At 60.2% G+C, this 14416-nt stretch carries 8 protein-coding genes; 4 read left to right on the top strand and 4 right to left on the bottom strand.

What is annotated here, in order from left to right:
• Positions 1-117 precede the first annotated feature (117 nt).
• Positions 118-1287 (top strand): cellulase family glycosylhydrolase, encoded by a 1170-nt coding sequence (locus JJ889_RS13050; protein ID WP_291895801.1) that lies wholly within the window; start codon positions 118-120, stop codon positions 1285-1287.
• Here JJ889_RS13050 and JJ889_RS13045 read toward each other — a convergent pair.
• A complete protein-coding gene (locus JJ889_RS13045; RefSeq protein WP_291895798.1) occupies positions 1284-2846 on the bottom strand; it encodes an exopolysaccharide biosynthesis polyprenyl glycosylphosphotransferase in 1563 nt (520 codons plus the stop codon). The genes JJ889_RS13050 and JJ889_RS13045 overlap by 4 nt on opposite strands.
• A 159-nt stretch (positions 2847-3005) precedes the next feature.
• Here JJ889_RS13045 and JJ889_RS13040 point away from each other — a divergent pair, with 159 nt between their 5' ends.
• From JJ889_RS13040 to JJ889_RS13030, 3 genes are all read left to right on the top strand, one after another.
• A complete protein-coding gene (locus JJ889_RS13040; protein WP_291895796.1) occupies positions 3006-4640 on the top strand; it encodes a SulP family inorganic anion transporter in 1635 nt (544 codons plus the stop codon).
• Between the two features lie 92 nt (positions 4641-4732).
• Positions 4733-7939, top strand: a complete 3207-nt coding sequence (locus JJ889_RS13035) for an amidohydrolase family protein (RefSeq protein ID WP_291895794.1) — start codon at positions 4733-4735, stop codon at positions 7937-7939.
• Between the two features lie 104 nt (positions 7940-8043).
• Positions 8044-10185 (top strand): penicillin acylase family protein, encoded by a 2142-nt coding sequence (locus JJ889_RS13030; protein ID WP_291895792.1) that lies wholly within the window; start codon positions 8044-8046, stop codon positions 10183-10185.
• A gap of 60 nt (positions 10186-10245) precedes the next feature.
• Here the strand turns inward: JJ889_RS13030 and JJ889_RS13025 are convergent, their stop codons facing one another.
• The 3 genes from JJ889_RS13025 to JJ889_RS13015 form a co-directional block, all read right to left on the bottom strand.
• Positions 10246-12462, bottom strand: coding sequence for a TonB-dependent receptor (locus tag JJ889_RS13025; RefSeq protein WP_291895789.1), 2217 nt, complete (start codon positions 12460-12462; stop codon positions 10246-10248).
• 291 nt (positions 12463-12753) lie between these two features.
• Entirely contained in the window at positions 12754-13368 is a 615-nt protein-coding gene (locus tag JJ889_RS13020) for a glutathione S-transferase (protein WP_291895787.1), read from the bottom strand.
• Between the two features lie 6 nt (positions 13369-13374).
• Positions 13375-14304, bottom strand: a complete 930-nt coding sequence (locus JJ889_RS13015) for a rhodanese-related sulfurtransferase (RefSeq protein ID WP_291895784.1) — start codon at positions 14302-14304, stop codon at positions 13375-13377.
• Between the last annotated feature and the right edge of the window lie 112 nt (positions 14305-14416).

Here is a 14416-nt window from a genome sequence, read left to right as displayed (position 1 = left end):
GCAAAAACAATGCCGCGCGAGAGGTATTGTGGGTGTCAGGATGGAACGAATTTCATCCGGGCGCGAATGCGACTACATTTGCTGTTAAGCGGATCATGTTTTCAAGGCGCTATGGAATTGAATCGACGACATGTTCTGGCGGCTAGCCTGCTGCCGGTCCTGCGCCCCGGAACGGGCCGGGCGAAGGCTTTTTCCAAACATGGGTTGTGGAACAACGCCACCGGACCGCATCTGCGTGGAGCCGTGATCACCCAGCGCCGGGTCTATCCGGAGATTGACGGACCGGAATTCCTGGGTCCGGGTCCGTTCGGGACGCCGGTCAGCGATGCCGCCCTCCAGCAGTTATCCGCGGCGGGTGGCAATCTTCTCGTGCTCTCCCATCCCGGCATTTTCACCGAGAACGAACCGTTCGAACTCGATCCCGACGCGCTGGCCAATCTGGATGACCTTGTCACTCGCGCCAGGCGATGGGGGCTGTATGTCATTATCGGCTTCAGGACAGGGCCGGGCCGCAGTGCATTTACCTTCCACCGGGATGACGCAGGAAGCTGGTTTCCTACTGACATGATCAATGAGCGGGTCTGGACCGATTTCGCCTATCATGATGCCTGGGAGGCGATGTGGCGGGAGACTGCGCGCCATTTCCGTAATGTGGAGAATGTGGCCGGTTATCTGTTGATGGTCGAACCCAACGCGAACCAGGTCGCTGTGGGCCCGAACGGCCATGATCTGGAGATATGGGACGCTGCGGAGTTGCGAAGACAGGTTGCCCGCACGCCGGCAGACTGGTCGCAACTCGCGCGCCGGCTGTCCATCGCGGTCCGCGACACAGACCCGGACACCCCTGTCCTGATTAGTCCGGACGGTTATGCGAATTCGGCTTTCGAGGCCAATCTGGACCTGTCAGCCGACGATCCAGCCGTCCTGTGTGTGCACGATTACGCGCCTCGCGATTTTACCCACCAGGCCATGGGAGATGGGCGGCCTTACGAACCCGGAGAGGGGCGTTTTGAACCACCATCCCATCCGCGCTGGTGCATGGGAGAGTTTGGATTGCATCGCTGGGCACCGGGCGGCGACCGCTATCTGACCGAGCGGGTGCGTGACCTGGAGCGGGCAGGTGCCGGCTGGGCGGTATTTCGCTGGACCAGCGGCTGGGAAATCTATGAACGCCGGGAAAACCGCTTCACCGTCCAGGCCGGCGGTGCTGATGACGCCCTGTTCCGAAGCCTTCGCCGGAGCTGGCGCTATAATCGTCTGCGTCCGGATGCCGGCCTGCGCCGCTAGCGGATATTGATCCTGTCGCCGAGAAGGGCCGGTACAGTCTTGATCATGATCCACAGGTCGAACCAGAAACCGGACCGCGCGATGTAATCGACGTCCCACTTGATGCGCTCCCGTGCGGCTTCCGGCGTGTGCAGCGGTCCACGGGATCCATTGATCTGCGCCCAGCCGGTAATGCCCGGCTTCACGCGGTGGCGGTGTGCATACTCGGCGACCAGGTTGGCGGTAGCTGTACCACCCGTGCGCATGCCATAGGCGTGTGGGCGCGGGCCGACGAGGGACATGGAGCCTGCCAGTACGTTGAACAGTTGTGGCAGCTCGTCCAGGCTGGTCTTGCGCAGGAAACCGCCCAGGCGGGTCACGCGCGGATCATTCAGTTCGACCTGGCGCAGCTTTTTCGATTGTGCATTCGGGTCGTGGCGCATGGTGCGGAACTTGTAGACATTGATCGGACGGCCATTGAACCCTTCGCGTTTCTGCACGAAGAGCGCGGGGCCACGACTGTCGAGTTTCACCAGCAGAGCAATGAGGGCCATGACGGGCAGGGCGGCTACGGTCATCAGGCTGGCAAAGACAATATCCTGCACTCGCTTGGCGAAAACCCGGCCGAGATTTTCCTCTTCGCCGGACATGCGCGCGGTGTGCACACCGACGATGTCGTCCAGGCTGGTCGTCTCCGGATTGAATCCATTGATGTCGAGCAGCAGGATGACTTGCTGGGGCAGCGCGCGCAGCTTCTCCAGCAGGTGCTTGACCCGCTCTTCGGCCTTGGGTGTGACAGTCAGGACGACGCGGTCGACATCTGGAAGTACAGACCAGTTGAACAGGTCGTCCGTGGTGCCCAGATACGGCGTGCCGGCCAGCTGGGTCGGCGCACGTGATTTGCGGTCATCGAAATAGCCCACCACATTGATGGTGCCCGAGCCCTGGTTGGCCAGGATCAGTTTGCGCGCATTCGGCGTCGCGCCCACCAGTATGATGTTGCGCGCCAGACGACCGGCCTTGGCCCAATGTCCGATAAAGCCGGCATAGACCATGTGCAGCAGGGTCATCGCAGAGACAGCGACGACGCAATAAATCGCGAGAATGCCAATACTGTCAGGCGCCGTCCCGAAACCCGCGATCAGCATGGTGGCGCCGACCGAGGCGGTGGCGATTATGGCGCGTGTGACACGCCAGATTATCGCATGGCGCGGTTCGATGCGGTAAAGGCCCAGTGTCGACAACATCAGCGGCAGGAGGGCGGCGAATCCGACAATCGGGAAGAGTTCGCCGGCAGGAACCGCACCGGGCTGGCCGCCACTGATCGCGATGACGCCGACAACGGCAAGCAGGGCTCCGGCGAAAATGTCGATGGATTGCAGGGTGCGGCCCAACGCCTTGCGATTGACGCGGTGCCGCGGAGCGCGCGCCTGCGCACGGATCTGCGAGCGCGCGATCTTTGCCGCATCGTGCTGGGCACGTGCGATTTCTTCACCGGTATCATTGGCCGGGCCCGAGGGCGTCCGGTTGGAATTCGCTGAGTAGTCCACCACAAAATCCTCGCGATTTTTCGCCAACATGGCTCCTCAGCCCGAAGATTTCGTTGAAAGGCATGGTTAAAATTGTGTTTGCGTGTCGCGACGGCGTGTTTGCATGGCTGCTGCGCTGCACAATGGCTGGACTAAAGCGGCGTGAAGGCGTAGGTGCGGGACCAATCCAGACAAGAACCGGCTGAAACCATGATCCGAAACACGCTCGCTGCGTTCGCTGAACGCCTGTCCGCATCCGTACGCAATCGCGGTGAACTGCCGGAACTGACCGTGGGTCAGCTGCGCATCGAGGTCCTGGCGGGCCTGACGGTTGCCCTGGCCCTGGTGCCGGAAGCCGTGGCCTTTGCCTTTGTAGCCGGTGTGGAGCCGCTGGTTGGTCTGTATGCAGCCTTCATCGTGGGCCTTGTCACAGCTTTGTTCGGTGGTCGCAGAGGCATGATCTCTGGCGCTACAGGCGCGCTGGCCGTCGTCATGGTCCACCTGGTGGCGACGCATGGCGTTGAATACCTGTTTGCGACTGTGGTCCTGATGGGCATTTTGCAGGTCGGTGCGGGCATTTTCCGGCTGGGCAAGTTCATTCGCATGGTGCCCCATCCGGTCATGCTGGGATTTGTGAACGGGCTGGCGATCGTCATTGGCCTGGCCCAGCTCAAGCTTTTCCAGGTTCCCGGTTCCGATCATGGCGGTGGTGGTCATGGCGCCCTGGGTGGCGAGTGGCTTCCGATGCCCGAACTAATGCTGATGCTAGGCCTGACAGGTCTGACCATGCTGGTTATCTGGGGTACACCAAAACTCACCAAGCTGATCCCGGCGCCGCTGATGGGGATTGTTGTCACTGCAGGCATCGTCATCGCGTTTGGTCTGAATGTTCCCACGGTTGGTGACCTGGCCTCGATCCAGGGTGAACTGCCGGCTTTTCATATTCCGAGCGTGCCCCTGAACTTCGAGACTCTTGAAATTATCTTCCCCTATGCGGTCATCCTGGCGGCGATTGGTCTGATCGAGAGCTTGCTGACCCTGAACCTCGTGGGCGAGATCACCGGCCGCAAGGGCGGTGCGTCGCAGGAGTGTTTGGCTCAGGGCGCTGCCAACATCATCACCGGTTTCTTTGGTGGCATGGGCGGTTGCGCGATGATCGGCCAGTCAATGATCAATGTGAAATCCGGTGGTCGCCTCCGTATCGCGGGAGTTGCAGCTGCGCTCTTCCTGTTGGTCTTCATCCTGTTTGCGTCCTCGCTGATCGAGCAAATCCCGCTGGCCGCATTGGTGGGCGTCATGTTCATGGTCGTCATCGGAACCTTTGCCTGGCAAAGCCTGCGCATCATGCGCCGCATTCCGCGGTCCGATGCTTTTGTCATCATTCTGGTGACGGGCGTGACTGTGTATGCCGACCTGGCGATTGCGGTGGTCGTGGGTGTGATCGTTTCCGCTCTGGTTTATGCCTGGAAGGCGGCGTCGCACATCCATGCGCGTGAGTCGCAAGGCGATACAGGAGAGAAGATCTACCAGATCGACGGTCCGCTTTTCTTTGGTTCCGCCACGTCTTTCATGGAGATTTTCGACATCAAGGGCGATCCTGAACACATCATCGTCGACTTTGCCGACAGCCGCGTGGTCGATCAATCCGCCCTGCAGGCCATCGAGGATCTGGCGCTGAAATATGATGCAGCCGGAAAACGCCTGGAATTACGGCATCTCAGCCGCGATTGTCACCGCCTCCTGTCCAAGGCCGGCCAGCTCATGGTCGACAGTGATGATGACCCGGATTACCGGCTGGCAGTGGATTATGGTGTGAAGCTGGGCCGTATGGGCGGCGCTCATTGACGCGACTGCGACTAATCTTACAGATCCGTTAGTTTTGCGAACCTCGCAGAGCGCACTAGTTTGTGCGCAACAAATCTGTTGAGGGGAACAAGATGAAACGCCTTATTGCGGCCCTGACCGCCACCACGATGCTGGCGGGTGCGCCTGCTTTCGCTTTCCAGGACGAGGAAGAAACGGGTTGGGATGTCACCAATCCGCCGATGGAAACACGCGAAATCCCGATCAATGTCACTGAAGGCACCTGGATGAGCCTGGATGTCTCTCCGGATGGCCAGACCATCGTGTTTGACCTTTTGGGTGACATTTACACGGTCCCGATGACGGGCGGTGCGGCAACCAATATTGCCTCGGGCCTCGCCTGGGAGATCCAGCCGCGTTTCTCTCCTGATGGTTCGCAGATTGCCTTTACCTCCGATGCCGGTGGTGGTGACAATATCTGGGTGATGGATGCGGACGGTGAAAATCGTCGCCAGATCACCAGCGAGAGTTTTCGTCTGCTGAATAACCCGACCTGGTCGCCCGACGGCCGGTATATTGCCGCCCGCAAACACTTCACGACCTCGCGTTCCGCAGGTACGGGAGAAATCTGGATGTACCATGTGCTGGGCGGCAACGGTGTCCAGCTTGTCGAGCGTCCGAGCGAGGCCTTCCAGAAGGAACAGGGCGAGCCGATATTCTCGCCGGATGGCCGTTATGTGTATTTCACGCGCGCTGTCGGCTCCGGCAGTACCTTCACCTATGCCGATGATTCCAACGGTGATCTGTTCAATATCCGCCGTTACGACCTGGAGACCGGTGAGGTTGATACGGTCGTAGACGGTGTCGGTGGTGCCGTGCGCCCGTCGCCGTCCCCGGATGGACGGTATATCGCCTTTGTACGCCGTGACGGCATGCAGACCGGCCTCTACATGAAGGATCTTCGCTCCGGCGAGGTCCGCCAGCTGCACGACAATCTCGATCGCGACAACCAGGAGACCTGGGGCGTGATGGGCATGTATCCGAACATGGACTGGACGCCGGACAGCGGCTCGGTTGTGTTCTGGGCTGGCGGTGGCATCCACCGGGTGGACGTGAATACGGGTGAGGTCACCAATATCCCGTTCGCCATCAATGACACGCGCGAGATCATTGATCCGCCGCGCCCGTCGGTCGAAGTGGCTCCCGAGAGTTTCCAGACGCAGATGCCGCGCTTCACGTCCGTCTCGCCCAATGGCGAGCAGGTCGTGTTCGAAAGCCTCGGCAAGCTCTACATCATGGATACCGATGGCGGTGAGCCGCGTCGGCTGACCCGTGACCGGTCTGATCGCCGTGAGCTGTTCCCGTCCTGGAGCCGTGATGGCCGTCGCCTGGTATTTGTGACCTGGGATGACCAGGACCTGGGTGCCGTGCGCACCGTGGCCGCCAATGGCCGCAGCGAGCGTACGCTGACCAATGAGCCGGGCACCTATCGTCGCCCGCGGTTCTCGCCAGATGGCGAGACGGTTGTCTTTGAAAAGGATGGCGGTGGATTCCTGACCTCGCGCGCCTGGTCCGAAACCACGGGTATTTTCGCGGTTTCCGCGTCTGGTGGCGACATGCGGGAGATTGCCGACAGCGGTTCCACCCCCCATTTCGGTGCCGCGAATGACCGGGTCTTCATGACCCGCCGGACGCCGTCGCTGGAGCTCTACTCCGTTGATCTCAATGGCTATGACGAGCGCGTCCACGCCAATGGCGGGATGACAGGCGAATTCCACGTCGCTCCGGATGGTCGTCACCTGGCCTTCCGCGAAAACTACGACGCCTTTGTCATGCCGATGCCGGTCGGGCCGCAGAATATCTCGGTGTCCAAATCCTCCGGTTCACTGCCGGTTGTCGAACTGTCCTCGAATGGCGCGACCGATATCAACTGGTCGGATAATGGCAATCAGATCAACTGGACGATGGGCGCCGAGCTGTTCTCGGCCACGATCGCCGAGATCCGCCCGAACCCGAATGCCGAGGATGGCGAGGGCTATGAAGTACGCCAGCCGGGTGAGGGTGTGTCGCTTTCCATGACGGTCGAGACGGCTGTTCCGGAAGGCATGACCGCCCTCGTGGGCGCACGCATCATTACCATGGCCGAAGATGATGGCGGTGTGATCGAGGATGGTGTCATCCTGATCGACGGTAACCGTATCGTTGCCGTTGGTCCGCGTGACAGTGTCGATGTTCCTGCAGGCGCGACCGTGGCTGATGTTACCGGCCACACCATCACGCCGGGCTTCATCGATGCCCACGCGCATGGCCCGCAGGCTTCTGACGGCATTATCCCGCAGCAGAACTGGTCGACCATGGCGCATCTTGCGCTGGGTGTGACGACAATTTTCGATCCGTCCAGCTCGGCCAGTACCATTTTCCCGGCAAGTGAATATCAGCGTGCCGGAATCCAGCTGCAGCCGCGGACCTATTCGACCGGCGAGATCGTCTATGGCGCCCGGGCTCCGGGTTTCCATGCCGAGATCAATGATCGTGAAGACGCCCAGGAGCATGTTTTCCGACTGGACGCCCAGGGTGCCCACGGCATCAAGAACTACAACCAGCCGCGCCGTGACCAGCGTCAGCAGGTGACCTATGCGTCCATGCTGGCTGACATGATCGTCGTCTCGGAAGGTGGTTCGAACTATCACATGGACATGTCCATGGTGGCCGACGGCAATACCTCGATCGAGCACAACCTGCCGGTCTCTGCGATCTATGATGATGTCATCGAGATGTATGCCGGCACCCAGGTTGCGCTGACGCCGACCCTGGCGGTGACCTATGGCGGTCTGGCTGGTGACCCGTACTGGCGCCAGGCGATGAATGTGTGGGAACACCCGATCCTGTCGGAACACGTGCCGCCGCATATCCTGCGTCCGGGGTCCATTCGTCGCACGACGGCTCCGGAAGATAACTTCGCTGACGCCAATGCGGCCGCGACCTCGCGGGAGCTGGCCCAGCGCGGTGTTCTGGTCTCCATCGGTGCCCACGGCCAGCAGCAGGGTCTCGCTGCCCACTGGGAGATGTGGTCGTTTTCCCGCGGTGGCATGACGCCGGTCGAGGTGCTGCGCACGGCGACCGTGGCTCCTGCTGTACATCTCGGCTTTATCGATGACATCGGTACGGTTGAGGAAGGCAAGCTGGCGGATTTCGTCATCATGCGTTACAACCCGCTGGACGATATCTCCAACACTGACGACATCGCCTATGTGATGCTCAATGGCCGGCTCTATGATGCCACGACGCTCAACGAGGTCATCACCGGCGATGAGGCCCGCGACGCCTATTACTGGGAATAGGGGTTTGATAATCCGGAATTTGAGGGGCGCTGGTTCAGCGCCCCTTTTTTCTGGCGCGGACCGGCTTATGCTCTGCGGCACAATCACATGCCGGGGAGGGACGTGTGTTCAATATCAATCGGTCGGTCTTCATTTCACTTGCCATTCTGATCGCGGTTTTCGCGCTGCTGGCCAGCTTCACCCTGGGCTCCGGTCCGGGAATGTCGCGGCAGGAAGCCGTAGCCGCGGCCGAGCCCTTTGCTTCGGCGGAAGTCCTTCGTGATGAATATGGAGTTCCGCACATTACGGGCGACACTGATGCGGCCGCAGCCTTTGGCCTCGCTTATGCCCACGCCGAGGACGACTGGGCGACAATCCAGACGACGCTGGTTGCTGCACGTGGTGAGCTGGCGCGTTATCAGGGTGCAGACGCGGCTCCGACGGATTATGTCGTTCAATTGCTGCGGATCCGTGAGCTCGTCGCGGCGCGCTATGAGCAGGATATCTCCAGCAACGTCAAAGCCTTGCTCGAAGGTTATGCTGCAGGTCTGAACCTTTATGCTGCGCAGCATCCCACCCGCGTCTGGAATGATGTCCTGCCGGTTACACCGGAAGACGTGGTCGCTGGCTTTGTCCTGCGCACGCCCTTCATGTACGGGCTGGATGATACGCTGACGGAGCTGTTTGCCGAGGAACGCCAGCGCGCGATTTCCATGCGATCGACGCAAAGCGCTTTCCAGTGGCTGGACGAGGCGCGATTGCCATTCGGTTCCAACGCCTTTGCCATCGCGCCGGAATTTTCCGCGGACGGTGCAACACGCCTGGTCATCAATTCCCACCAGCCTTTCGAGGGGCCGGTTGCCTGGTATGAGGCGCGCGTGCGTTCGGGCGAGGGCTGGGACATGGTTGGCGGGACATTTCCCGGCGCGCCGTTGATCCTGCATGGGCACAGCGCCGATCTGGGCTGGGCGCATACGGTGAACCTGCCGGACCTGGCGGATGTCTATGTGCTCGAAACCGAGGGTGATCGTTACCTGCTGGATGGGGAATGGCGCGAGCTGGAACATGGCACGGCGCGCCTCAATGTGCGCATCTGGGGTTCAATCCGCTGGACCGTTGAGCGTGACATGTGGTGGTCCGAGCACGGCCCGGTCATCCGCACTGAACACGGCGACTATGCCATCCGCTATTCGGGCATGGATGAGATCCGCCAGGTTGAGCAATGGTATCGCATGAACCGGGCCGAGAACTGGGACGCCTGGTATGAGGCGATGGAGATGAATGCGATCTCCTCGCTCAATACGGTCTATGCTGATCGCACCGGCGAGATTGCCTATGTCTACAACGCGGCCATGCCGGTGCGTGAAGAGGGCTGGAACTGGCGCGATTACCTGCCGGGCGACCGGTCGGAATTAATCTGGCAGGACTATCACCCGCTCTCGGCCTTGCCGCTCTATCACAACCCCGCTTCGGGATGGTTGTTGTCAGCCAACCAGACTCCGTTTGATGCAACCGCCGTGAACGACAATCTGGATGCGGCGGCGTTTTCGCCGACCTTCGGGATCGAGCCGCGCATGACCAACCGTGCGCATCGTGGCCTCACGCTGATGCGCAATGAGCGCGCACTGACAGCGGCGCGTCTGGAGGACATCAAGTTCGACAAGGTCTACTCGGAGACTTCCGCGGTCGGGCGGCTTGTGCGCGAGATCCTGGCCATGGATTTCACCGGCGATGACGATCTGCTTTCAGCTCAGGCTGTGTTGGCCAGCTGGGATATGTCGACCGAGATCGACAGCCGGGCAGCGGCTCTGGGTGTACTGACGGCCGTTCGGACCATTCATAACCGTCACCACGAAGACCCCTGGGACATGGCCCCGGCGGATGCCCTGCGAGAAGCGGCGGACGAATTGATGTCCCACTACGGACGGCTTGATCCAAGCTGGGGTGAAGTCAATCGAATGATCCGCGGCGACGTGAATCTGCCCCTGGGCGGCGGCCCGGACATACTCCGAGCCATATACGGTGGATCTGCCAATCTTGATGAGAACGGGCAGTTGCGCGCGGTCGCGGGTGATACCTACATCAATTTCATCGAGTGGATGCCTGATGGCGAGCTGCGTTCGCGGGCCATCCATCAGTACGGCTCTGCTACGCTGGACCGCATGTCGGCGCATTATGACGATCAGGCGGTCCTGTTTGCGGCAGAGGAATGGCGCACACTTGATCTGGCGCTGGAGGGCGAGGGGTATTCCCCGCTGTCCCGGTAGGTCAAAGAAAAACCCCGGAGCAAGCGCTCCGGGGTTCTTTTTTCAGTTCTGTCGGGTGGACTAGTTGAAGTCCGCGCGGAAGGACACACCCCAGACACTCGGCTCATTCACGAAACCGGTGTTGTTGTTGAAGTCGATGCCGCCAACGAGGTTTTCCTCGCCGGTGATGTTGCGGCTGAAGACAGCAGCTTCAAACGCACGACCATTCGGCAGGCTGCCGGCATAGCCGACGCGCAGGCCACCCTCGAAATTGCCCTCGGAGTAGAACTCCTCGGATTCGTAGAGGAAGAGGTTGGTGCGACCCTGGTAGAACCAGTCGGTGTAGACGAACCATTCACCGCCATTATCAGCCGGGATGGAATAGCGAGCCGTCAGGCTGACGATGTAGTCCGGAGCCTGCGGGAACGGGTTGCCGTCAACTTCGGCGAAGCCGTCATTGTCCGCGTCCGGGTCGGTGACCGTACACTGGGCACAGACGCCAACTTCCAGGGTGTCGTCCTGCAGCTCGGTCTCGTTCCATGAGAAGCCGGCCGTGATCAGCAGGTTTTCGCTGACCAGGAATTCACTGTCGACTTCGAATCCATAGCCAACACCTTCGTCAGCATTGACCAGCTGGACGAGGTTGCCGCCGCCACCGACAGCAGACAGCTGCAGGTCGGAAACGGTGTAATAGAACGCGGTCGCATTGATACGCGCACGGCCACCCATCGGCTCGGACTTGATGCCGGCCTCGTAGGAGATGGACGTTTCGCTGTCTGCGATCGACGGCGTACCGAAGAAGGCAACGTCACGGCCCTGGATTGACGGGCCGCGGAAGCCGCGAGCCACACGGGCAAAGAAGGCCGTTTCGTCGCTGTAGTCATAATATGCAGACAGGTCCCAGCTCACCTCTTCATCAGAGGCGCTGTAAGGACCGCCGGCCGGCCATACGGCCTGGATGACTTCCAGGGACTTCTCGTCGCTGGTGTAGCGAACGCCACCGGACAGGTTCAGGCGCTCATTAACCTGGTGAGAGACCTGGCCGAAGACAGCCCACAGCTCGTTCTCGTGACGTACGGTGGTCGGCGGCGGGAAGCCGCCATTCGGGCCGAGCGTGGTGATGTCGAAAGCGCCGTCGAAATAATAGGCGCCGATCTGCCAGGTCGTGTCCAGCTCGTCAGAAGACGCCAGGCGGAATTCCTGGGTGAACTGGTCCAGATCGTCCAGACCATCCTGCGTCTCGGACGGGAAGGGGATGAAACCCGGACCGTTGACCAGGTTGCCGCCATCGATATCGCCGAGGCTGCGGCCTTCAGCGTTTTCGTAGCCGGTGATGGAGGTGAAGGTCATGCCGCCATCGAGGTAGAAGTTCATGTTCGCGCTGGTACCCCAGGAATCATAATTCTGAGGGTTGTTGAACGTGCTGTCGTAGTAGACTTCACCACGATCAAAATTGGCGTTCAGATCGTTCGAGCCCGGCGTCAGGATATTGGCGCGGAAGATCGCAGCCGTACCCGTCAGGGAACGTGCGTGAACGTTGAACAGGGCGTCGAAACTGTCATTCGGCGTGTAGAGAAGCTGTGCACGGCCGGCCCACTCATTGTGGCCGCCCATGGCGTCATTCTCACCGGTGAAGGCGTTATCGATCCAGTCATCACGGTTCTGGGAGAGAAGCGAGATACGTGCAGACAGCACGTCCTCGATCAGCGCGCCGCCAATGGCGCTTTCCAGATTGACCGTACCGAGCGAACCCAGGGTGAGGCTCATGAAACCATCGGTTTCCTGGGACGGACGAACACTGTCGAACTTGATGGTACCCGCCGTGGTGTTGCGACCGAACAGCGTGCCCTGCGGGCCGCGTGCGATTTCAACCTGCTGGACGTCAAAGAGCGGGAAGCTCTTGAGGATCACGTTTTCCTGGACGATGTCGTCCATGATGATGGAAACCGGCTGCGAAGCTGCCAGGTCGAAGTCCGTATTGCCGAGGCCGCGGATGTAGAAGCGCGGAGCGACACGGCCGTTAGAGCTTTCCGCATATACAGACGGAATGCGAGCTGCCAGCGTCAAGATGTCGGCACCACCCTCGGTGTAAGGGGCCAGATCCTCGCCGGACTGAGCGGTAACGGAGTTTGCAACGTCCTGGATATTCTCTTCGCGACGGTTCGTCGTTACGGTGATTACATCCAGCGTGGCAGCGCCATTGTCCTGGGCGAAGGACGGCGTGGCAGCAAGGGTCAGCGCGGCAACGCTGGCGCCTGCCCACAGCAGAGATTTCTGCGCGAGTTTCGTGGTTTTCATTTTGAAGGTCATCCCGATCAACCGATAGCGTTAGACAGGAACCGATCCCCAAGATGTGGATCCTGTCATCGACGGCGCTCCGATAACGGATATTACAGGTCGGTGACAACGCAATACTTGATACCGGTCACAGTTAAGGTGTGAGTGTGGGATGATTGCATCAGTTATATGACATAACCCGATGTTCGTTGTTAGGCATTGTTTATTCGATATCAATGGCTTGGTGGGCCGACGCTCAACTTGTTTCGAAAGTCCTCGAAAATTCATGCAAACCCGGCATGCAATTCTGCGTCAGGAAGACACGCGCCAAACCTCGTGTTTGCGCATGATGCGGGCGAAAAGTTCGCTCTCCAGATGCCCGTCGAGCCACCGGCGCACATGTGGGAGCGGAGTGGTGGCAAACCAGTCCCGGTCTGTATGGGCATACTGGCGCACAAAGGGACAGATCGCGGCATCCGCGATGCCCGGTATGTCTCCGCAAAGCTGTTCCTGTCTTGCCAGGCGGTGCTCCAGTTCGAGCAGGATGCTCACACCGATCTCGCGCTGTTCGGCCGGATCCACATTCTCGTAGCGGTTTGGATATTTGTAGCGGTCCAGCGCGTGTTTGAACGGGCCGTCATTGGCTTCGATCAGCGGACGTGCCGTATCGAGCTCGTCTAACCAGTTCTCGGGATCGTTTTGACCCAGTGCCCACAGCATCACATCCAGGCTTTCATCGACGACATGGCCATCCGGAAGGACAAGGACAGGTACAGTGCCTTTCGGGGATGCCTCCAGCATTTCAGGCGGTTTGTCCTTGAGCAGGATCTCGCGGTGTTCCAGCTCGATCCCGGCCACATCCAGGGCCAGCCGGGCCCGCATGGCATACGGACAGCGCCGGAAGGAATAGAGAATGGGCAGTGTCATCGCACGTCAGTCCCGGGCATTGCCACCGACGCTGCCAAGATGGGTTTCACCGCGATCGGCGGCGAGCTGCTCCTGGCGTTCACGCTCCGCATAGCGTGCCTGGTCCGCTGCCGAGCGTTTGTCATGGCAATAGGGGCAGGAGGTGCCCGGGACGAAATACTCAGATTTCAGGTCTTCCGGGCCCAGAGGTTCGCGACAGGCATGGCACAGCGTATAGCTGCCTTCTTCCAGCCCGTGTTTGACGGCGACACGTCGGTCAAAGACAAAACACTCGCCTTCCCACAGGCTTTCCTTTTCCGGCACGACTTCCAGGTATTTCAGGATGCCGCCCTTGAGGTGATAGACCTCGTCAATGCCTTCCTGTTTGACGAAGGAGGTTGATTTCTCGCAGCGAATGCCGCCGGTACAGTACATGGCCACACGCGCATTCGGTCGGCCCTGTTTGAACTTGCGGAACCAATCCGGAAACTCACGGAATGTGACGGTCTCGGGATTGATTGCGCCCTTGAACTGACCGATGCGGATTTCATAGTCGTTACGGGTGTCGATTGTGACGACGTCGTCCGCGCTGATGAGGTCATTCCAGTCTTCCGGATCGACATAGGTCCCGACCAACGCATTCGGATCAACGCCCGGAATACCCATCGTCACTATTTCTTTTTTCAGGCGAACCTTGAGGCGCAGGAAGGGCTGTTCACTGGCCTGGCTTTCCTTGTGTTCCAGCGCGGCAAAGCCCGGGATGGCGCGGAGATAGGCAAGCACATTGGCGATGCCCTCCGGCGTTCCGGCGATGGTGCCGTTGATACCCTCGCTGGCCAGAAGCAGCGTGCCGCAAATCCCGTTTTCCTCGCAAACTGCCTTGATCTTCGACTGGGTGTCGGCATCGGCGGCCAGGGGGGCAAAATGGTAGAGCGCGGCTACGAGGTATGAGGACATGGGAGTTCACCTTTCGCCCGTCCTATAAACCCCGGCCGGGCAAGACTGAAGCCGTCGGCGCAGGCCAAATGGCCGCAGGTCGAAACAAATCAGGGCCGCAGCTGGTGCTGCG

Source organism: Maricaulis sp. (genome assembly GCF_017643475.1).
Classification (GTDB): domain Bacteria; phylum Pseudomonadota; class Alphaproteobacteria; order Caulobacterales; family Maricaulaceae; genus Maricaulis.
The sequence above is the reverse complement of the archived record's forward strand: the minus strand, read 5'-3'. Positions and strand labels throughout refer to the sequence as shown.

What these genes read in the sequence shown, in the direction of transcription:
- JJ889_RS13045 (WP_291895798.1), bottom strand. Translation starts at nt 2,846, where the DNA reads ATGTTGGCGAAAAATCGCGAGGATTTTGTGGTGGACTACTCAGCGAAT.
- JJ889_RS13040 (WP_291895796.1), top strand. Translation starts at nt 3,006, where the DNA reads ATGATCCGAAACACGCTCGCTGCGTTCGCTGAACGCCTGTCCGCATCC.
- JJ889_RS13035 (WP_291895794.1), top strand. Translation starts at nt 4,733, where the DNA reads ATGAAACGCCTTATTGCGGCCCTGACCGCCACCACGATGCTGGCGGGT.
- JJ889_RS13025 (WP_291895789.1), bottom strand. Translation starts at nt 12,462, where the DNA reads ATGAAAACCACGAAACTCGCGCAGAAATCTCTGCTGTGGGCAGGCGCC.
- JJ889_RS13020 (WP_291895787.1), bottom strand. Translation starts at nt 13,368, where the DNA reads ATGACACTGCCCATTCTCTATTCCTTCCGGCGCTGTCCGTATGCCATG.
- JJ889_RS13015 (WP_291895784.1), bottom strand. Translation starts at nt 14,304, where the DNA reads ATGTCCTCATACCTCGTAGCCGCGCTCTACCATTTTGCCCCCCTGGCC.